General features: G+C 40.7%; 18 protein-coding genes. 1 reads left to right on the top strand and 17 read right to left on the bottom strand.

What is annotated here, in order from left to right; all coding sequences use genetic code 11:
• Positions 1 to 6: 6 nt before the first annotated feature.
• From O3599_RS05955 to O3599_RS05925, 7 genes are all read right to left on the bottom strand, one after another.
• Positions 7 to 624: a hypothetical protein gene (locus tag O3599_RS05955; protein ID WP_049550602.1), complete on the bottom strand. Its 618-nt coding sequence runs from the start codon at positions 622 to 624 to the stop codon at positions 7 to 9.
• Positions 625 to 671: 47 nt separating this feature from the next.
• A complete protein-coding gene (locus O3599_RS05950; protein ID WP_371512269.1) occupies positions 672 to 3,770 on the bottom strand; it encodes a DEAD/DEAH box helicase in 3,099 nt (1,032 codons plus the stop codon).
• 92 nt (positions 3,771 to 3,862) lie between these two features.
• On the bottom strand, positions 3,863 to 5,029 hold the full coding sequence (locus tag O3599_RS05945; RefSeq protein WP_371512267.1) for a MalY/PatB family protein: 1,167 nt from the start codon (positions 5,027 to 5,029) through the stop codon (positions 3,863 to 3,865).
• A gap of 7 nt (positions 5,030 to 5,036) precedes the next feature.
• On the bottom strand, positions 5,037 to 6,131 hold the full coding sequence (locus tag O3599_RS05940) for a cystathionine gamma-synthase (RefSeq protein WP_020902227.1): 1,095 nt from the start codon (positions 6,129 to 6,131) through the stop codon (positions 5,037 to 5,039).
• Between the two features lie 164 nt (positions 6,132 to 6,295).
• The gene (locus O3599_RS05935; RefSeq protein ID WP_371512265.1) at positions 6,296 to 6,751 is read right to left on the bottom strand and encodes a hypothetical protein; all 456 of its coding nucleotides are present in this window, start codon (positions 6,749 to 6,751) and stop codon (positions 6,296 to 6,298) included.
• 315 nt (positions 6,752 to 7,066) lie between these two features.
• Complete coding sequence (locus tag O3599_RS05930; RefSeq protein ID WP_212573969.1) at positions 7,067 to 9,025, bottom strand: peptide ABC transporter substrate-binding protein; 1,959 nt, start codon at positions 9,023 to 9,025, stop codon at positions 7,067 to 7,069.
• A gap of 191 nt (positions 9,026 to 9,216) precedes the next feature.
• Positions 9,217 to 10,842 carry an oligosaccharide flippase family protein gene (locus O3599_RS05925; RefSeq protein ID WP_371512263.1) on the bottom strand — a complete coding sequence of 542 codons (1,626 nt, stop codon included), beginning with the start codon at positions 10,840 to 10,842 and terminating at the stop codon, positions 9,217 to 9,219.
• Between the two features lie 105 nt (positions 10,843 to 10,947).
• Here O3599_RS05925 and O3599_RS05920 point away from each other — a divergent pair, with 105 nt between their 5' ends.
• Positions 10,948 to 12,393, top strand: coding sequence for a UDP-N-acetylmuramoyl-L-alanyl-D-glutamate--L-lysine ligase (locus tag O3599_RS05920; protein WP_371512261.1), 1,446 nt, complete (start codon positions 10,948 to 10,950; stop codon positions 12,391 to 12,393).
• Positions 12,394 to 12,438: 45 nt separating this feature from the next.
• Here O3599_RS05920 and O3599_RS05915 read toward each other — a convergent pair whose 3' ends face one another.
• The 10 genes from O3599_RS05915 to rpsR form a co-directional block, all read right to left on the bottom strand.
• Entirely contained in the window at positions 12,439 to 12,630 is a 192-nt protein-coding gene (locus O3599_RS05915) for a CsbD family protein (protein ID WP_000051182.1), read from the bottom strand.
• 101 nt (positions 12,631 to 12,731) lie between these two features.
• Positions 12,732 to 13,382 (bottom strand): DUF1803 domain-containing protein, encoded by a 651-nt coding sequence (locus O3599_RS05910; RefSeq protein WP_371512259.1) that lies wholly within the window; start codon positions 13,380 to 13,382, stop codon positions 12,732 to 12,734.
• The gene (locus O3599_RS05905; protein WP_371512257.1) at positions 13,366 to 13,878 is read right to left on the bottom strand and encodes a YiiX/YebB-like N1pC/P60 family cysteine hydrolase; all 513 of its coding nucleotides are present in this window, start codon (positions 13,876 to 13,878) and stop codon (positions 13,366 to 13,368) included. Before O3599_RS05905 ends, O3599_RS05910 begins: the two co-directional genes overlap by 17 nt.
• An 87-nt stretch (positions 13,879 to 13,965) precedes the next feature.
• The gene (locus O3599_RS05900) at positions 13,966 to 14,901 is read right to left on the bottom strand and encodes a manganese-dependent inorganic pyrophosphatase (protein WP_371512255.1); all 936 of its coding nucleotides are present in this window, start codon (positions 14,899 to 14,901) and stop codon (positions 13,966 to 13,968) included.
• Between the two features lie 178 nt (positions 14,902 to 15,079).
• A complete protein-coding gene (locus O3599_RS05895) occupies positions 15,080 to 15,376 on the bottom strand; it encodes a GIY-YIG nuclease family protein (RefSeq protein WP_371512253.1) in 297 nt (98 codons plus the stop codon).
• The gene (locus O3599_RS05890) at positions 15,366 to 16,115 is read right to left on the bottom strand and encodes a tRNA1(Val) (adenine(37)-N6)-methyltransferase (RefSeq protein ID WP_049516424.1); all 750 of its coding nucleotides are present in this window, start codon (positions 16,113 to 16,115) and stop codon (positions 15,366 to 15,368) included. Before O3599_RS05890 ends, O3599_RS05895 begins: the two co-directional genes overlap by 11 nt.
• A gap of 52 nt (positions 16,116 to 16,167) precedes the next feature.
• Positions 16,168 to 16,530 (bottom strand): S1 RNA-binding domain-containing protein, encoded by a 363-nt coding sequence (locus tag O3599_RS05885; protein WP_000689592.1) that lies wholly within the window; start codon positions 16,528 to 16,530, stop codon positions 16,168 to 16,170.
• A gap of 1 nt (position 16,531) precedes the next feature.
• On the bottom strand, positions 16,532 to 17,932 hold the full coding sequence (locus O3599_RS05880) for a bifunctional Cof-type HAD-IIB family hydrolase/peptidylprolyl isomerase (RefSeq protein ID WP_247939050.1): 1,401 nt from the start codon (positions 17,930 to 17,932) through the stop codon (positions 16,532 to 16,534).
• An 81-nt stretch (positions 17,933 to 18,013) separates the two neighbouring features.
• Positions 18,014 to 18,517, bottom strand: coding sequence for a GNAT family N-acetyltransferase (locus tag O3599_RS05875; protein WP_004244450.1), 504 nt, complete (start codon positions 18,515 to 18,517; stop codon positions 18,014 to 18,016).
• A 171-nt stretch (positions 18,518 to 18,688) separates the two neighbouring features.
• The gene (rpsR, locus tag O3599_RS05870) at positions 18,689 to 18,928 is read right to left on the bottom strand and encodes a 30S ribosomal protein S18 (RefSeq protein WP_000068664.1); all 240 of its coding nucleotides are present in this window, start codon (positions 18,926 to 18,928) and stop codon (positions 18,689 to 18,691) included.
• Positions 18,929 to 18,956: the final 28 nt, after the last annotated feature.

The raw sequence follows: 18,956 nt of genomic DNA, 5'->3' as shown, positions 1-18,956 counted from the left end.
TCTCCCCTATTCCGTAATTCTTGTCAGGTTCAACTCTTGGGCAACCTGACGTTCTTGTTCTTTTTGTTGATTCTTTTTATTGTAGATTTGGCTCTTCTTCAGAAAATCATAGTTGTTTTTCTTTGGGCCTGAAGTTTCTTTTGGCTCAGCTTGAGTCGAAATATTGTTCACTTCTTCCGCCAAGATGTAATGAGACTGGGTCAATTTTTGACTATATTTAACAAATTCACCAGGATTTTCCTTTTGGAAAGGCGCAGTAGGTTGATTGCCCTGTCTATCCAAACGTTGCTGAGAAGGGCGCCTTGTAGGAGTAATATCCTTAGTCAGATAACTTGCTGAACGTTTCTTTTTCAAGTCCGCACGCGCTTCTTCACGTGCCACCTCCGCATAGCTTTTTCCTTCTTTTTTAACTCCTAAACCAGCCTTCTTAGGTTTCTCTACGGGCTTTTCAATCTGTTTTACTGGTTTTTCTTCGGTAATAGGGGCCCACTCCAGATAATTCTTATCACGGTATTCTCCCTTGATATTACTGATAAAGTCAGATTCATCATAGAGGTCCATAACCGGCATCTCAGTCAACATGATCTCATCATCTGACACCAATGGAAATCGTTCTTCTCTCATTTTCTATTTCCTTTCAACACTTCATTATAGCGTATTGTCTTGATTTTTCAAGTGCTGGCTTCAGAAATTCCCAAAATTTCTCTAATTTCTGCTAGGCTGAGACTGCCACGTGACTCTGTTCCATCCAATACTTGTGACACTAGATGTTTCTTTTGTTCTTGGAGTTCCTGAATTTTTTCTTCAATGGTTCCCCTGGTCACTAAGCGATAAACCTCAACCGTTTCTTCCTGACCTATCCGATGGGCACGGCCAATAGCTTGCGCTTCCACCGCAGGATTCCACCAAAGGTCAACCAAAATAACCGTATCAGCACCTGTCAGATTCAGACCGACACCACCAGCCTTGAGGGAAATCAGAAAGGCATCTCTTTCCCCTTGGTTAAAGGCTTTGGTCATATCTTGTCTTTCCTTGGCTGGGGTCGAACCGGTAATTTTAAAGGAAGTCAAGCCCAAGTCTGGCAATTCTTGTTCAATTTTCTCCAACATTCCCTTGAACTGCGAGAAAATCAAGACACGGTGTCCGCCGTCTGCCACCTGTAGTAGCAGGTCTCGAAGACTATCCAGTTTGCCACTGGCTCCCTGATAATCTTCCATAAAGAGGGCAGGAGTGTCACAGATTTGACGCAAGCGCATCAGACCAGACAAGATTTCCACACGACTTCGCTGAAATTCCTGATCTGACACTTGAGCCAGACGGTCTCGCATCTGTTGCAACTGGGCTAGGTAAATAGCCTTTTGCTGGTCTTCCAGTTCATTTTTATAAACCACTTCGATTAAGTCTGGTAATTCAGTCAGAACTTCTTCTTTCTTACGTCGCATCACGAAAGGTTTGATAAACTGAGCAACGCGCTCAGCTGGTAATTTCATAAATTCTTTCTTGCTTGGCAAAAGTCCCGGCATGACGATTTGGAAAATAGACCACAACTCACCCAGATGGTTTTCAATCGGAGTTCCTGACAAGGCAAAAACTGACGGCACCACAAATTGTCTCAAGGTCTGAGCAATCTTAGTTTGGGCATTTTTCATGACCTGAGCCTCATCTAAGAAAAGGAAGTCAAAGGCCATCCCCTGATAAAGCTCACTGTCCTGACGGAAGGTAGCATAACTCGTCACATAGATTTGATGGCTCTCAGCAAGAATCTCTTCACGACTAGCTTTCAAGCCATGAACAACAGCCACATCCAACTGTGGAGCAAATTTCTGAAATTCATCTGCCCAGTTGTAAATCAAACCTGACGGCGCTAAAATCAAAACCCGACTTTCTTTGGTCACTTGACTGGTCAAAAAAGCAATGGTCTGAAGAGTTTTACCAAGTCCCATATCATCAGCTAAAATCCCACCAAAACCATAATGATTGAGCATCTGCAACCAGCCGATTCCCTTTTCCTGATAATCTCGCAAATCAGCCTGAACCTGAGTTGCTTGTCTAGGGAAGTCCTCTGGATGCGTCAAATCGTGGGCCAAATTCTGGAATTCTTGTGAAAAAGAAACACGGTCACGTCCTTCAAAGAGATGAGCTAAACTATAAGCTAAGGATTTTCGAGCCTGCAAGGCCCCATCTTTTAATTCAAATTGTCCTAGTTCCTGTAGATTCTGGCGAATTTTCTTGGTTTCTTCATCGAAAAAGTAGACTTGATTGGACGAATCAATATAAAAATCCTTGTTGGCAACCAAGGCCTGCATGGCTTGGTCAATTTCCTCTTGGGCAATATCTTGAAAATCAAATTGGATTTCCAAGAGACCTACCTTGGAAGCAATCTGCACTTGAGGACTCGCTAGACTATATAGTTCTTCTAACTTGTCTGATAGGTTAACATGCCCGAGTTTTTCAAAAACTGGAATGATTTCATGGAAGAAATGATAGACAGACTCTGCTTTTAAGGCCTGACGCCAAGATTGAAAGTCTGCTTCAAATCCCGCTGCCAAACAGATTTGAAAAACTCTTTCTTCTAAGTCAGCATCACTCGAAAATGGTAATTCTTCTAACTCTTGTCGGCTAGAGACCTGGCTGTCTCCATAATCAAACTGAATTTCTAGACGAATCCGGTTATCCTCTTCCCTGTCAAAGTAAAAATAGGGAGCAAAAGTTTTGATTTGTAAGCGTTCTGGAGCTGAAATAGTGCCCATCTGGCTAAAAAGAGTTAAACAAGAAGCCAATTTATCGCGGTCACTGCTATCAAATTGCAGATATTTCTTTCCATGTTGATCCACAGACAGCGCTTTGATTTCCTTGAGAAGACGCATCTGCTGGTCTGTTAGAAAATAAACCTGTCCTTTATGGAATAGCACAGCTCCCTGATAAAAGACATTGACCCTAGGGCTCTCGCTGATTTCCATTTCAAAATAATCTAAGTATTCTGTTACTGTAAAGGTAAATAGATTGGCATCCGCATGCAAATCCTGAAAAAGCAGGGTTTGGTAGCTATCCACTTGATGGTCAAATTGAAAATGAGGCAAGGTCATCAGTAAATTCACACCCTGCTCAAAAAAGGTCAGAGGAAAAAAGAGGTGCCGACCTTGGTTTTGGAAAAAAAGCTCTGGACTAAGTCCTTCCTCCATTAGTCCACGTAAGAAAGTCAGAAGTTCTTGGCTAGCCTCATTAAAGGCTTCCCAAGACAGAGACTCCTCATAAGTTTTACCAATCATATAAGGTTTTCTCTTATCGACGACTCTTAAAAAAAGCGGAATATCCCGAATAACGTAGTATTTTTGGCTATTGATTTGCCCAATTCTAAGCGTCCACAAGATATGATTGCTTCCTGCTTCCACCTGACCCACAGCGGACAACTCATAGGCTCGGTCTGATTTTGGAGATAAGATTCGGTCCAAAAATTTGCCACCCAAGGTCACCTTGGTTTCAACGGCCTCTTTTTCTTCATGACCTTCTTCCAGACTCTGCAAGATTTCCTGACCACGCTCATCATTTTTTAGAAAATGCTCCAACGCTGCCAAATGCACACAGTAGCCCCTCTTTTGGAAAAAATCGCAGGCACAAAAAACCAAATCATCCTCTAAACTATAGCGCAGTTCTTCTTCTGCAACGCGAGCGTAGAGCCGATTGTTCTTTTCCTTGATAATGTCAACCTTACCAGTTTCATAAAGGGCAACGCCTTCGATACGGACTTTCCCCGGAATCAATTTAGCCATATTTTTACCTTTACCTTATCTTTTTATTATACCATATTTTCCCCTATGAAAATAGCCTTCTAGAGATACTTTTCTCCTAGAAGGCAGGATTTTTAAAGTTTGGAAAAAGTGATAACGATACGCTGACACACTTCTTGCAGCAGGGATTTAGGCATGGCTACATTGAGACGGGCATGGAGACTTCCTTCCTCCCCAAAATCCAAACCACGGTTGAGGATAACCTTGGCTTCATTTCTCAAAAGCTCTTGTAATGTTTCATCAGTCAGGTCATAGGCTGAAAAATCAAGCCAAATCAAGTAGGTTCCTTGCGGTTTCATGACCTTGATTTTAGTATCTTTTCCAAATAAATCCACCACATAATTGATATGGTCTTCAAAGACTTGCTTGAGTTCCTCTAACCAATCTTTACCGTATCGATAGGCAGCTTCTGTCGCCAAATAACCCAAGCCTGAAATTTCATGCTGGTTATTGGCCAACTGGCGTTTCTGGTAAGCCACTCGCAACTTAGGATTTTCAATAACTGCATATGAATTTTTTGTTCCAGCAATATTAAAGGTTTTAGTGGCACTAGTCAAGACGATAGCAAATTCTTTAAAGTCAGGATTGATGGTATTGAAGGAATGATGCTTGTGACCAAAGAGGGCCAAATCTTGGTGAATCTCATCTGAAACCAAGAAAACACCGTGTTTTTGGCAGAGTTGGCCAATCTTCTCCAACACTTCCTTTTCCCAAACACGTCCACCAGGATTGTGAGGGTTGCAGAGGATATAAAGTTTGACATCCTCTTCCACCAAATCCTTCTCCAGTTGGTCAAAGTCAATCTCAAACAGACCATCCTTTTCCACCAAAGAATTGGTAATCAATCTACGATTGTTCAACTTGACACTGCGAGCAAAAGGTGGATAGACAGGTGTGTTAATCAAAACCGCATCGCCTTCTTTTGTAAAGGCTTGAATAGCTGTTGAGATGGCTGGTACCACACCCTCGATAAAGACAAGAGCCTCTTTGTCAAAGTGGTAATCGTGTTGTGTGGCTTCCCACTTTTGAACTTCCTTAATTAACTCTTCACTGGCATAGGTATAGCCATAAACCAGTTGATCAGCGTAAGTCTGCACGGCTTGGCGGATTTCAGGCAAGACTACAAAGTCCATATCCGCTATCCAAGCTGATAGGACTTCACTATCTGTTTCTGCTTCTTTCCATTTATAGGTATGGTGCCCTAAACGATTGGGCAGGCTTGTAAAATCATATTTTCCCATCTTTGTCTTATCCTTCTAATGCTTGGCGCAAATCTGCAATCAAATCTCTAGCATCCTCAATCCCAATCGACAAACGCAAGAGGTCATCTGTTAAACCATAAGAGTGGCGCACTTCTGCTGGAATATCAGCGTGAGTTTGCGTCGTTGGATAAGTAATGAGACTTTCTACCCCACCCAAACTTTCCGCAAAAGAGAAGACCTTAAGACTGTTCAAAATGTGAGGAATGCGTGTTTCATCGGCTACTTTAAAGGAAATCATGCCTCCACGACCAGTGTAGAGAACTTCCTTAACTGCTGGGGAATCCTTCAAAAAGGCAACCACTTCTTGGGCGTTAGCTGTTGAGCGCTCCATACGAAGAGACAAGGTCTTGAGACCACGAATCAATTGATAACTGTCAAATGGAGACAAGACTGCCCCTGTCGTATTGAGATTGTAAAAGAGTTTCTCGTATAGTTCTAAACTATTGGTCACAACCACTCCAGCCAAGACATCATTGTGGCCTGCTAGATACTTGGTTGCTGAATGAAGGACGATATCTGCTCCATCTTCAATCGGACGTTGGTAGATAGGACTATAGAAGGTATTGTCCACCACCACTTTGGCACCCTTAGCATGAGCCAATTTGGCTAGTTTTTCGATATCAAATTCCAACATCAAGGGGTTGGTTGGGGTTTCGATATAGAGAACATCCACATCTTTTTCTAACTCGGCAATCAACTCTTCTTCTGTGTTGGCATAGGTAAAATGGAAACGGCCTTCCTGTTCCACTTGATTAAACCAGCGGAAAGAACCACCATAAAGGTCACGGACAGCCAAGACCTTACTACCTACCGGAAAGACGCTAAAAGCTAACACAATAGCTGACATCCCTGAGCTAGTAGCTAGAGCGTAGTCTGCGGACTCAATAGCTGCCAAGACTTCTTCCGCCTTACTACGAGTTGGGTTTTTGGTACGCGTATAGTCAAATCCAGTAGATTTGCCAAACTCTGGATGCTGATAAGTTGTTGAAAAATGAAGCGGCGTCACCAGTGCACCTGTCGCTTCATCCGATTTGATACCCGCCTGGGCCAAAATTGTGTTAATGTGTAATTCCTTGCTCATACAATACCTCCAAATCTATAGTAACTATTGTACCACTTATTTTCATCAACTCATTTTCTTCTTTTCAAGAGCTAGTTATAGTTTCAAACTATAGACTTATCGAGTAAAGCTAAAAAGAATCCAGAAAAGCTTCCAGATTCTTTTGTGACGATGATTGCTAGAGTTTACTTTGACTGAAAGAAATCGTGTTGGGCTAAATAGTCATAATGCTCTTTGTTAAATTGATATTGGCCCACATGCTGACTAATCTGACCGACATCCACAGAAAAAATAAAGGATTCATTTTTATAGTTCCAGTTCAGCCTAACTGTATTCAAGACTGTTTGATAAGTAAAATCTTTAACATCATTCCAAGGTATCTCTACGACTTGATTAGAACGATTTTCAGTTACATCACTGATGTCCATCAAGTAGATACCCTTTGGTGTGAATGCCAGAATCTTAGGCTTCACACTCGACTGAACGTAGTAGGAACCACCTATAACGAAAAAATCAATAAAGGATTTCAGCCATGTCTTTTTCTTGAAAGCCATCAGAAAATTCTTTTGCCCTTCAATGTGGCAAGTTGAAAGAAATGATTCAATCTGTTTTTCTGTTGCAAACTCCATAATAGCGCCCATGACCTTACCTCCATAACTATTAGTAAATAGGCAGATAAGCACTCTTCGTATAAAAGAAGGACTTATCATTTGTTGCGTTTTATCTTACTTTTACAGTAGATAGCATCCCTCCTATAACATTACCCTAGCATGTGCATACTTCCATTAACGCTGGAAGAGACTTTCGAAAATAGTTTCTCACGTTTTTGTTATATTCATTATAACATAAATTTAATAAACCAATTAAAAAATGTAAGCACTTTTCTTCCAAATTTGCCATCATTCTATTAAAAAACGACAGTTTCCTTCGAAACCATCGTTTTTCTTGAAAAATCCCTATTTCACATGTTTTGCTAATTCTTCTTGGGCCTTTTTATTAGATTCTTCTTTTTCTTTCAACCATTTTTCTTTGGCTTTTTCATATTCGTCTTTTGTAACTGTCTTATCTTGTAATTTGAGGTATTTATATGATTCAACCCCTTTATTACCAGCCAATGAATATGGTGTTGAGAAAGGAACGATTTTTCTCAATGTTGGTGTTCCACCCAGTGAAACATTTGGAATTGCTAGAGAGCTATCTACTAACCAAGCTTGGGCATCTGCATATTTTTCATAACGTTTAGCTGGATCTTGCTCCTTATTGGCTTCTTCCAACATTTGAGTATAGACATCTAGCCCAACAGCCTTGGCCTTATCATTGGCTTCACCTGGTTCTAAACCTAGATTTTGCAACACTCCACCAGAATTAATATTAAAAATATCAAGGTAGCTTGATGGATCTTGATAGTCTGCGCTCCAGCCACCGTTGTAAAGATCATAATCCTTCTGAGCTGCAGTCTGAGCTAAATAGCTTGTATTATCAAAGTCTTCAGTAGAGAGTTGGTGAACATCAATCACAACATTATCTGCCCCCAAGACAGATTCAATTGATTGTTTCATGGAATTGATTCCTTGAATTTCTGCCTTATTGGTCAAATCTACAGTTTTATCTAAGTGGATAGGGAATTGAACTCCTTTAGCTTGGAGTTCTTTCTTAGCTTCAGCAAATTTAGCCTTGGCTTTGTCAGGATTGTAGTATGGATCTTGGGCATCTGCAAAGTTAATTCCTTGCCATTCCTTACCGTAATTAACCATCTTAGAGGCTACTACTTCACCAAAGTCTTTGCCATTGATACTTACGAAGTTTGGAGGAACGACTAGGTTACGCAAAATCTTAGTTGCACCATCCTCTCCTTGGGATTGAGCCCCGTAAGCTGTACGGTCATAGGCAAAGTTAATGGCTTGACGGAAGTTTTTATTAAGAACCGCTTCCTGAGTCGATTTCTTTTCAGCATCACTTGTCTTAGAAGTGAATTTATAAGATTTTCTATCCAGGTTAAAGTTTAAGAAATAAGAAGTGGCATCTTGCAAGCTATAGATGATATTATCCTTATTCTTTTCTTTAATCCCTTCAAAGCTTGAACTATTTGGATAGAGACGAGCGTAGCTATAAGCTCCCTCGACAAAGTTACGAGCTAGTGCATCTTGGTCACTACCATCATAATAGGCCAATTTCACATCATCTACAAAGACATTTTTAGCATCCCAGTAGTTCGGATTTTTCTTGAATTCAATAACAGATTTTGAAACAAAGGATTTCATCAAGAACGGTCCATTGTACAATATGCTAGATGGGTCTACCTTCCCAAAATCATCACCTTTTGATTTCAAGAAATCAGCGTTAACAGGGAAGAGAATGGTTGATGTTGTTTTTGAATTCCAGTAAGATTCTGGTCGTGTCAAGGTATATTGAACAGTTTGGTCATCAATCGCCTTAACACCTACAGTTGAAAAGTCAGTTGTTTTCCCGTTGATATAGTCATCCAAACCAGCAACAGAGTCTTGAACTAGGTACAAGGCTTCTGATTTTTTATCAGCTGCATACTTAAGACCAGTTATAAAATCTTGAGCAGTTACAGGAGCATATTCATCTCCATCTGCAGTATACCATTTAGCATCTTTACGCAGTTTATAGGTATAGGTCAAACCGTCTTGAGAAACACTCCAATCCTCTGCCAAGGATGGAATATAGTTCCCATACTGGTCATTTTCCATAAGACCATCTACCAGATTAGTGATAATATCATTAGTTGTCGCACGGTTTTCTGCTAGATAGTTAAAACTTGACGGATCGCTAGAATAAACATAGTTATATGTTTTTGACCCTGTGCTAGAATTTCCACACGCGCTTAATAAAATACCTGCACTTAAAACGATACCTGCAAGCGTTGCATACTTGGCTTTAGACTTTTTCATCTCCAGAACCTCCTGATTTAAATATTTGTCTTATTATACAACTCATGTTTTATTTAGTCAATAGATTTTTTGAAAAAATTAATCATTACATCTACAAACTATAGAAATTATTCTACAAAATAATAAAAAAGAGAATAATTTAAGCATTCCATGATAGAAATGTTCAAATTATCCCTTTTATTTATAAAAAATTATTGAGAAATTCTTAATTTTGCTCTTAGGCGATTAGCTTGGGCTTGTCCAATCACCTTGTCTAATAGACGGGTACGAAGACTCATAACTCCATAAACACCCCCACCCATGGCACCGACAAGAGCTACGTATAGGAAACTCCACAAACGTCCACTTGGTTGGAAAACAAATCCTAAAATCCACTGCAATGTCCCAACTACTAGAAACATGAAAAGAGTTAACAAACTGATTAAAATGGTTCGCTTCAAAATCACCTTGCGCTTAACACCAGTTACTTTACAAATATCCCGATACATCAAAACATTAGGAATAATGAGACCAATGGTTGTTGAAATCAAAGGTCCATAACTGTGGAAGAGAGCGATGGTTGGAAGTTGCAAGACCAGCTTTGCAATGGAACCATAGATAAAATAGAGAACTGCCTTGCGATTGCGGAACATGGCTTGAAGCATGGGAGACAAGACCATGTACAAACCTAAAATGGTAGACTGCAAAACTGCAAAGACAAACAAGCCCATGGCCAAACTATCTGGCTTACCATAGAAGACAGTATAGAGAGGTTCTCCTACCATAACCACTCCAATCGTTGCTGGCAGCAAGAATAAGAAAAGCATGGTAATGCTGTCCTGAACTAGCCGAGAAGCTGCCTTCAAGTCTCCCTTGACATAGTTTTCAGTCAAAAGCGGCAAACCGACACTCCCAATCGAAACCCCAACAGAAATCAAAATCATAGTGATTTTATTAGGATTGGCAGAGAAATAAGAAAACATGACAACCAAGTCTTCATTACTATAGTTGGTAAACCAACTCATACTATTGATAAAGGTCATCTGGTCCAAAATCTGGAAAAGCTGGATAGCAGACCCTGTCAGGATAAAAGGAATGGCTTCCTTAATGGTATCAACCAAAAGACGCTTACTATTAATCTTATCTCCTGTTTCAAGGACTCTTTTGAGTAAGCCTTCTTTGGCAAGGAAATAAATCAAAACTGCAAAACTGGCTACCATACCGACAAAGGCAGCAAAGGTGGATTGGGTAACCGCTGCTAGATAATCCCCTGAACCCATTTTCATAATCATAAAGGTAGCTAAGAGCATCCAGATAACACGAATGACCTGCTCAGCGATTTGGCTCATGGCATAAGGTTTCAGGTTATTCATCCCTTGGAAGAAGCCTCGAATCACACTCATAGATGGGAAAATCAAGACCGCCCAAGCCAAGCTCTGCATGATTGGGATCAGGTCTTTCCCTACACCTGACAAATCTGCTAGCCAAGGAGCAAAGACATACAAGACTAAAGCAAAAACCAGACCTAATCCTGTCATAAAGCCTAAAAAGCTCCGAATCAGGGCAAAGCTATGCTCTTCTTCTCGCATGGTATTATACTTGGCCACTTGCTTAGCCACTGCAACTGGGATACCCGCTGTTGAAACCAGCAAGAACCAGGCATAGATATTATAGCCCATGGTGAAGAGACCATTTGCTGTAGCCGCATAAGACCCCATCCAGATATACCAAGGGATAATATAAATAGCCCCGAGTAGACGACTGATAAAGTTACTAGCCGTTAGCCAAGCAGTCCCTCGTAACATCTGGGCCTGCTGGTGATTGTTTTCGTTAGACATAGATTCCTCATTTAATTTTAATAACTAGGAAAAATTCCTCATCTTCCATTATAAACTTTTCCTTGTTACTTGTAAATTTACGACTTTCGGTTTACAATAGAAAGTATGATTAAGATTGAAACCGTATTAGATATTTTAAAGAAAGATGATCTCTTCCGTGAGATTATCGACCAAGGACATTATCACTACAACTACAGCCATGTCATATTTGACACCATCTGCTATGATAGCCGCAAGGCCAAAGAGAAGAGCCTCTTTTTCGTCAAGGGTGCTGCCTTTAAGAAGGAATTCCTGATTTCTGCCATCTCTCAAGGCCTCGGTTGGTATGTGGCTGAAAAAGATTATGAGGTTGGTATTCCTGCTATTATCGTCAGTGATATCAAGAAAGCCATGAGTTTGGTAGCTATGGAATTTTATGGCAATCCACAGAAAAAACTCAAACTCCTTGCCTTTACTGGTACTAAGGGTAAAACAACAGCAGCCTACTTCGCCTATAACATTTTATCTCAAGGGCATCGACCTGCTATGCTCTCGACCATGAATACAACTCTAGATGGCAAGACTTTCTTTAAGTCTGCATTGACAACCCCTGAGAGTATTGACCTCTTTGACATGATGAATCAAGCTGTGCAAAATGACCGTACTCACCTCATCATGGAGGTCTCCAGTCAGGCCTATCTGGTCAAACGTGTCTATGGTCTAACCTTTGATGTGGGAGTTTTCCTCAATATCAGCCCCGACCATATCGGCCCGATTGAACACCCTAGCTTTGAAGACTACTTCTACCACAAACGTCTCTTGATGGAAAATAGCCGAGCAGTCATCATTAATAGTGACATGGATCACTTTTCTGTCTTGAAAGAACAAGTAGAAGATCAAGACCATGATTTCTACGGCAGCCAGTCTGATAACCAAATCGAGAATTCCAAAGCCTTTAGCTTTTCAGCTACGGGTAAACTCGCTGGAGATTATGATATTCAACTCATTGGCCACTTTAACCAAGAAAATGCCGTTGCTGCTGGACTTGCTTGCCTCCGTCTCGGAGCTAGTCTTGAGGACATCAAAAAAGGAATCGCTGCAACCCGTGTTCCTGGTCGTATGGAAGTCCTCACTCAGAAAAACGGAGCCAAGGTTTTCATCGACTACGCCCACAATGGTGACAGTCTCAAAAAACTCATCAATGTTGTAGAGACTCATCAAACAGGAAAGATTGCTCTGGTGTTAGGTTCGACAGGAAATAAGGGAGAAAGTCGTCGTAAGGACTTTGGACTTCTCCTCAATCAACACCCTGAGATTCAAGTCTTTTTGACTGCTGATGACCCTAACTATGAAGACCCAATGGCCATTGCAGATGAAATTAGGAGTTACATCAATCATCCTGTTGAAAAAATTGCGGATCGCCAAGAAGCCATCAAGGCAGCTATGGCTATCACAAATCACGAATTAGATGCAGTTATTATCGCCGGTAAGGGTGCCGATTGCTACCAAATCGTTCAAGGCAAGAAAGAAGCCTATCCAGGAGATGCAGCCATCGCAGAAAATTATTTATAAGATAGTAAAAAATCAAGGGAAATGAAACCCTTGATTTTTTTATCTTTATTTAAAAGCGTTTTTCAAACCTTCAACGGCACCTTCTACAGCACCTTTAGCATCTTCAACTACTTCTTTTGCCTTAGCAACTGTCTTTTCTACAGCGCCTTCTGCTTCAGTCTTGCCATCTCCAGTAACTTTACCAAATCCTTCTTTGATAGCGCCTGTTGCTTGTTCCAATTTGTTTTCAAGTGACATATAATTTTCTCCTTTAATTTTATTCCGATATGTGTTACCGGTTACATATAGTTTATACCGAATACTACGGAAAGTCAAACAATGTGCTCAGAAAAAAGGAATTAGGCCAAGTAGAAAGTTAATCTGTCCTTATCAAAATCGATAGCCAACTCATACTTTCCATCTTCATTTTGAACAATATAACCTAGGACAACTAAACTGTCCACAAAGATATCACGGCGTTTCTGCATAAGTTGATCTTTTTTGAGAAATTTTAGCAAAAAAGTTGTCATATATTTGAGAGCATACTCAGGATTAACATCTCCCAAAATGTCATAGAGTTCCTGCTGTTTTTCTGTCAAAGGATACTGATGTTTGACCTTGTAGAAATAATTGGAAAGGGTCATTTTAGTCCGCGCAAAGTCTGTCTTTTCAACTAAAATAGCTGCATTGGTTTGATTTCGTAATTCCGTCTCAAAACTCTGCTCTAACAAGGCTTGATAGACTGGACTATCTTCTCTGACAAAAATCTCTTGATCCAATTCGAGACTATCGAGTGATTCAAGCATAGGAAGATTAAGGTAATAACGCTTATTTTCTCGTAGAATCAAACCTACCTTTATATACTCTTCCATGAGTTTATCAACTGCAACATCTGGAAATTGAGCCTTAATTTCTCGCAAAATCACATCCTCATGCTGGTCCAGATAGCAGATCAATTCTCTAAAAAATGGCTGTCTCGTCAAACGAGATGGATTAAAAATCTGAATCATGAAGATTCCTTTCTTTACATTCTAACAGAGGCGATGCTGCCAACTGACTAGGATTGGTCCCAGCTTGGTTCAGAGGAACAGGCAGACCTAGTTCTCTGTAATACTCTCTCCAAAAATCACTAATCTCCTGCTCCCCATCTCCAAATTTCATGGGAATGGTTTCAAAAATGGGGAGAATTTCTGCCATGTACTGGGAACAGTAAAAACCTTCTCCATCTGGATAGAAAGAAGTATTGTAGGGTGCTCCTAGATGTTTGCAAGCTTTTTCCTTCACAGACTGGATATCCATTTCTGGGTAAACATAGAGGTCGTACAAGTGATTGGACTCAAAGAAGTCTGCTGGTTCTTGACAAATCACACCAGCCTGTCCACTAGCGTGGTAAATCATCCCATCCAAATAAATGGCAACATGGCTATAGTTGCCTGTGGAAGTTTGGATGGCTTGCCCCATGTCCGACTCATCTCTCACAAAAATCAAATCACCAGTTTCTAACATGCTTCACTCCTAGAAAAAAAAGGAGCCGAAACTCCTTTCGATATAAGGCAAACTAGCCTTTCCTAATTTGAATTAACACTCAAAATCTTAAGCATTAAAGCTTTCAGTCAATTGAGGTACCACTTGTTTCTTACGTGAAACAGCACCATCAAGGAAAGCATGATTGTTTTCAAGTTTGAAGTTGAAGGCTGCTTCAACCTTGTCCATGTTAGCACCAAGTGCTAGGATTTCTGAGTTTGAGTTGACGATATCTGTAATCATCAAGACAAAGTCAGAATAACCGTTTGCTTCGTTGGCAGCTTGCATTGCAGCTTCAATTTCTGCTTGACGTTCTAAAACTTCAGCGATGTCAACTGTGTTTACTTGAGCAACACGGACATTATTTCCGTTCAATTCAAAAGTTTTAGCATCGATGTCAATCAATTCTTCAGCAGATTTGCTAGCCAAGTTTGTACCAGCTTTCAACATAGCCAAGCCATATTCTTCCAAGTTGACACCAGCCAATTCAGCCAATTCTGGAGCAATAACTTTATCTGTTGGGTGTGTTGTTGGTGATTTCAAAAGAAGGGTATCTGAAATCAAACCTGAAAGCATCAAACCAGCAATCTCTTTAGGCACAGCTACACCATGTTCTTTGAACATACGGTAAACGATTGAAGACGCTGAACCAACTGGCTCCAAACGCATGTAAAGTGGGCTTGCAGTTTCAAAGTTAGCCACACGGTGGTGGTCCACAACACCATAAACTTCTACTTCAGCGATATCTGATACAGATTGTTGGAATTCATTGTGGTCAGTCAAGATAACTTGCTCTGCGCCTTCTGCTTTAGCAGAAGTGATAACACGCGGTGCTTCCACACCAAAATAGTTCAAGACAAAGGCTGTTTCTTCATTTGGAGTTCCAAGGGCAACAGCTTCCGTATCCAAACCGTAAGCTTCTTTTGCAAGGTAGGTAAAGGCTACAGATGACCCGATGGCATCTGAGTCTGGATTTTGATGACCAAATACTAGAATCTTAGACATGATAATACCTCATTTTGTTTATTCTCTTTATTGTAGCATTTTTTTCGCTTTTTGACAAAAGTAAGAGGAGTCAAAGGGCTCCTCACAATTCTTCAAAATAACTAATACTCTTCGAAAATCTCTTCAAACCACGTCAGCTTCGCCTTGCCGTACTCAAGTACTGACTACGGCTAGCTTCCTAGTTTGATCTTTGATTTTCATTGAGTATGAGCAAATTTCTATCTTGATTTTCAGATAAAAATCTTTCCTTCTGTGGCCTCTTCTTACGCTTGAGAAGGGCTTCAGCCGACATAGCTTCTTCCTTACTGGCAAAACCTTGAGCATAGATGAGTTTGACTGGCAAGCGTGCTCGTGTGTATTTGGCTCCCTTCCCACTATTGTGGACAGCGAGACGTCTTTTTACATCAGTCGTATAGCCTGTATAGTAGGATCCGTCACGACACTCCAGCACATACATATAAGCCTTATGATCCATAATAAATCTCTTCGAGTTCCGGCGTATAAGAGCCATCATCATTGTGAACAATGAGAGGTGGTAAGACCTTAAAGCCACTTGTTGAACCATCCTTGATGGCCTCAATCAAGAGCATATTTGCTTCCTTTTCTCTTTTTGGATAAACAAATTGCAGGCGCTTAGGAGCTAGATTATGCTGTTGTAACGTATCCAAAATATCCAGAAGTCGATCAGGACGATGAACCATGGCCAAGCGTCCATTGGATTTGAGAATACTCTGGGCACTACGACAGATTTCTTCCAAATTAGTCGTAATTTCATGGCGCGCCAAGAGATAATGTTCACTCTCGTTCAGATTGGAATGAGGATCTACCTTGAAATAGGGCGGATTACACAAAATCATATCTACCTTACTTCCCTGAATGTAAGCAGGCATATTTTTCAAATCATCACAGATGACCTCCATCTGCTCTTCCAAACCATTCAAACGGACAGAGCGTTCAGCCATATCCGCCAAACGCTCCTGAATCTCAACAGCCAAAATCTGTGCCTGGGTACGAGTGCTGGCAAAAAGCCCTACTGCTCCATTCCCAGCACAGAAATCCACAATCAATCCCTTCTTAGGGAAACGTGGAAAGCGTGACAAGAGAACACTATCCACCGAATAGCTAAAAACCTCTCTATTTTGAATGATTTTAATATCTGTCGAAAAGAGCTGGTTAATGCGCTCTCCTGATTTTAATAATTGTTCTTCTTCCATGGTCTTATTATAGCAAATTTATGTTAACATTACAAAAGATAGAGATTTCTAACTAGTTCTTCTGATTCTTCAAATGTTGAAGGGCTTCCTTGGTCCAAATTGGCATCATTCGTTTAAGAGGAGCAAAGCCGTAGTTAAAACGGTCGCTTGAAAAGCGTCGCCGTCTCGGAAACTGGTGCTTTTCTTCCTCCAAAGTGCGGATAGAAAGGCTGGCTTTCCCTGTAAATTCATCTAAATCCACTACTTGAACTTGAACCTCTTCATCGACTTTCAAGGCTTCATGAATATTTTCAATAAAGCCTGTCCGAATTTCTGAAATGTGAATCAGCCCCGTATCACCCGTCTCTAGCTCAACAAAGGCACCGTAGGGCTGAATCCCTGTAATACGCCCCTTTAGCTTATCACCGATTTTCATCTTAGTCCTCGATTTCAATTGTTTCAATCACAACATCTTCAACTGGCTTGTCCATAGCTCCTGTCTCAACAGAAGCAATGGCATCCAAGACAGCGTAAGAAACTTCATCAGCTAGCTGACCAAATACAGTGTGACGGCGGTCTAAGTGAGGAGTTCCACCTTGGTTGGCATAGATTTCCGCAATCGGTTCTGGCCAACCACCACGAGCAATTTCTTTCTTAGAATAAGGCAAATGTTGATTTTGGACGATAAAGAACTGGCTGCCGTTGGTATTTGGACCAGCATTAGCCATGGAAAGGGCACCACGGATATTGTAAAGTTCTTCTGAAAATTCATCCTCAAAAGATTCGCCGTAGATTGACTCGCCACCCATACCAGTTCCAGTTGGGTCTCCACCTTGAATCATAAAGTCCTTGATAATACGATGGAAAATGACACCATCATAGTAACCATCTTTTGAAAGAGCTACAAAGTTAGCCACTGTTTTAGGAGCATGTTCAGGGAAAAGCTTGATACGCAAGTCTCCGTGATTGGTCTTAATAGTCGCGATAGGACCTTCTACTGTTTCAATGTCTACTTGTGGGAAATGCAATTCTTTTTCTACCATACCAAATCCTTCTAAGGCATCAAAAATGCCATCTTCTTCTAGTGTTTTTGTAATATAATCTGCTTTTTCTTTGATTTTATCATGAGAAATTCCCATTGCAACGCTGATTCCAGCATAATCAAAGAGTTCCAAGTCGTTGAGGCCATCTCCAAAAACCATGACGTTCGCTGGTTTCAAGCCAAGGTGTTCCACAACCTTTTCCACACCCGTCGCTTTGGAGCCTGAAATCGGCACAATATCAGACGAATGCTCATGCCAACGAACCATGCGAAGTTTGTCTGAGAGACTATCAGGCAAGTGCAAGTCATCTCCCTTATCTTCAAAAGTCCACATTTGATAGATATCTTCTTTTTCATGAAAATCAGGATCTACATCTAAATCGGGATAAATTGGATTGATTGCCTCACTAATCATATCGGTGCGAGTCGACAATTTGGCATCATGACTCCCAACCAAGCCATACTCAATTCCCTCTTGCTTGGCCCAAGAGATATACTCCTCAACATCTAACTTCTCAATCTGATGTTGATAAATAATCTGACCTTTTTTATCTTCGATATAAGCCCCATTCAAAGTTACAAAAAAGTCAGGCTTGAGATCACGAATCTCTGGAACGACACCAAAAATCCCTCGTCCAGAAGCAATACCTGTCAAAATTCCTTTCTCACGTAATTGCTTAAAAACAGTTGGGATTGAAGCTGGAATAAAACCTGTCTTTGAATTCCGCAATGTATCATCAATATCAAAAAAGACAATCTTGATCTTCTTTGCCTTGTATCTTAATTTGGCATCCATCTCACTACCTCTTTCAATCTAACTCTTTCCATTATACCATAAAGTAGCTAAATCCCATATCCCCAATAAAATCCTTGTCTCTTATCCGAATTCCTTTACTAGATACAAAACCAAATCATCATTATTTTGGCTAGTTGCATTCATTTCCAAGGGTTGATTTCGATACCAGACACCTGTCCCATCTGGAATGTAGCCCCGTCTGATATACAATCTCTGGGCAGGGCCATAGCCTAAGTGCAAACCCACACCAAGAGTGACCTTACTCGAAACAAACTTGACTCGTTTTTCTGCTTCTTCTAGCAGTTGATTCCCAATCCCTTGATTTCGAAAAGGCTCAAACACATTAAAATCTGATAATTCTGGATAGACTTCTGCAAAAGGACCATGTTTAGCAGAGGGCAAAATGGTAACGTAGCCCGCTACAGCACCATCAATCTCTGCAACTAAGACTTCTCTCTCCCCACTTTCCTGTTCCAGAAAATATCTAGCCAAAATTTCCTCTCTACCAGGCCAACCTTGATTCATAAATCCATGAGATAAGGATTCAATATCAGACTTAATCATATTTCTAATCGTACAATTCATCTTTGACTTACCCACCTTTACTCTTTCTATTACCATTATAGCACGCCAAGGTCAGAAAAAAACTATCTCGTGAAAAAAAGGTCCACTGGATCCAACTTGCTCTCTCATTTCAAGGCTCGTGAAAAAAAGACCCAACCGGGTCTGAAAAAGAGGTCCACCCGGACCTCTTTTTTAATCTTCGTTTACGAAAGGCATCAAAGCCATTACGCGAGCGCGTTTGATAGCTGTTGTTACTTTACGTTGGTTTTTAGCTGAAGTTCCTGTTACACGACGAGGAAGGATTTTCCCACGTTCTGAAACGAAACGGCTAAGAAGCTCAGTATCTTTGTAATCAACATATTCAATTTTGTTTGCTGCGATGTAATCAACTTTTTTACGGCGTTTGAATCCGCCACGACGTTGTTGAGCCATGTTTTTTCTCCTTTATAATTTTAGTTGT

The sequence above is a fragment of the Streptococcus sp. 27098_8_103 genome (genome assembly GCF_041432345.1).
Taxonomy (GTDB): Bacteria; Bacillota; Bacilli; order Lactobacillales; family Streptococcaceae; genus Streptococcus; species Streptococcus mitis_BV.
Note: the sequence above shows the minus strand (reverse complement) of the source record. Positions and strands in the feature narration are given on the sequence as shown.

Coding starts and splice junctions, on each gene's coding strand:
- O3599_RS05955 (WP_049550602.1), bottom strand. CDS start 624: ATGAGAGAAGAACGATTTCCATTGGTGTCAGATGATGAGATCATGTTG.
- O3599_RS05950 (WP_371512269.1), bottom strand. CDS start 3,770: ATGGCTAAATTGATTCCGGGGAAAGTCCGTATCGAAGGCGTTGCCCTT.
- O3599_RS05945 (WP_371512267.1), bottom strand. CDS start 5,029: ATGGGAAAATATGATTTTACAAGCCTGCCCAATCGTTTAGGGCACCAT.
- O3599_RS05940 (WP_020902227.1), bottom strand. CDS start 6,131: ATGAGCAAGGAATTACACATTAACACAATTTTGGCCCAGGCGGGTATC.
- O3599_RS05935 (WP_371512265.1), bottom strand. CDS start 6,751: ATGGGCGCTATTATGGAGTTTGCAACAGAAAAACAGATTGAATCATTT.
- O3599_RS05930 (WP_212573969.1), bottom strand. CDS start 9,025: ATGAAAAAGTCTAAAGCCAAGTATGCAACGCTTGCAGGTATCGTTTTA.
- O3599_RS05925 (WP_371512263.1), bottom strand. CDS start 10,842: ATGTCTAACGAAAACAATCACCAGCAGGCCCAGATGTTACGAGGGACT.
- O3599_RS05920 (WP_371512261.1), top strand. CDS start 10,948: ATGATTAAGATTGAAACCGTATTAGATATTTTAAAGAAAGATGATCTC.
- O3599_RS05915 (WP_000051182.1), bottom strand. CDS start 12,630: ATGTCACTTGAAAACAAATTGGAACAAGCAACAGGCGCTATCAAAGAA.
- O3599_RS05910 (WP_371512259.1), bottom strand. CDS start 13,382: ATGATTCAGATTTTTAATCCATCTCGTTTGACGAGACAGCCATTTTTT.
- O3599_RS05905 (WP_371512257.1), bottom strand. CDS start 13,878: ATGTTAGAAACTGGTGATTTGATTTTTGTGAGAGATGAGTCGGACATG.
- O3599_RS05900 (WP_371512255.1), bottom strand. CDS start 14,901: ATGTCTAAGATTCTAGTATTTGGTCATCAAAATCCAGACTCAGATGCC.
- O3599_RS05895 (WP_371512253.1), bottom strand. CDS start 15,376: ATGGATCATAAGGCTTATATGTATGTGCTGGAGTGTCGTGACGGATCC.
- O3599_RS05890 (WP_049516424.1), bottom strand. CDS start 16,115: ATGGAAGAAGAACAATTATTAAAATCAGGAGAGCGCATTAACCAGCTC.
- O3599_RS05885 (WP_000689592.1), bottom strand. CDS start 16,530: ATGAAAATCGGTGATAAGCTAAAGGGGCGTATTACAGGGATTCAGCCC.
- O3599_RS05880 (WP_247939050.1), bottom strand. CDS start 17,932: ATGGATGCCAAATTAAGATACAAGGCAAAGAAGATCAAGATTGTCTTT.
- O3599_RS05875 (WP_004244450.1), bottom strand. CDS start 18,517: ATGAATTGTACGATTAGAAATATGATTAAGTCTGATATTGAATCCTTA.
- rpsR (WP_000068664.1), bottom strand. CDS start 18,928: ATGGCTCAACAACGTCGTGGCGGATTCAAACGCCGTAAAAAAGTTGAT.